Source organism: Vibrio sp. 10N.222.46.A1 (assembly GCF_041473595.1).
In the GTDB taxonomy this organism is placed as follows: domain Bacteria; phylum Pseudomonadota; class Gammaproteobacteria; order Enterobacterales; family Vibrionaceae; genus Vibrio; species Vibrio tasmaniensis_A.
The window spans coordinates 1-379 of the sequence record NZ_JBFRSN010001842.1; the positions used below are offsets into that span (position 1 = coordinate 1).

Sequence of the window (379 nt, forward strand, 5' to 3'; positions counted from 1 at the left end):
AGTTCAGCAACAACTGGGTGGCAGTATCGTTCGTTGTATTGCAATGGGTACGTCAGATGGCTTGCGCCGAGGCCTAACTGTTGAAAACACCGGTTCTCCAATCACTGTTCCTGTGGGCGAAGAAACCTTAGGCCGTATCATGAACGTTCTTGGCCAGCCTATCGATGAATGCGGTGAAATCGGTCAAAAAGAAAGCTACGAAATTCACCGTGAAGCACCCTCTTATGAAGAACAAGCAAACAGCACTGAACTTCTTGAGACCGGCGTTAAGGTTATCGACCTTATCTGTCCGTTCGCTAAGGGCGGTAAAATTGGTCTGTTCGGTGGTGCTGGCGTAGGTAAGACTGTCAACATGATGGAGCTTATCAACAACATCGCA

The 379-nt window shown here is 48.3% G+C and carries 1 pseudogene; it reads left to right on the forward strand.

The window, feature by feature from the left end:
• Window positions 1-379, forward strand: a pseudogene (locus AB4496_RS29570) (F0F1 ATP synthase subunit beta); the annotation flags it as partial.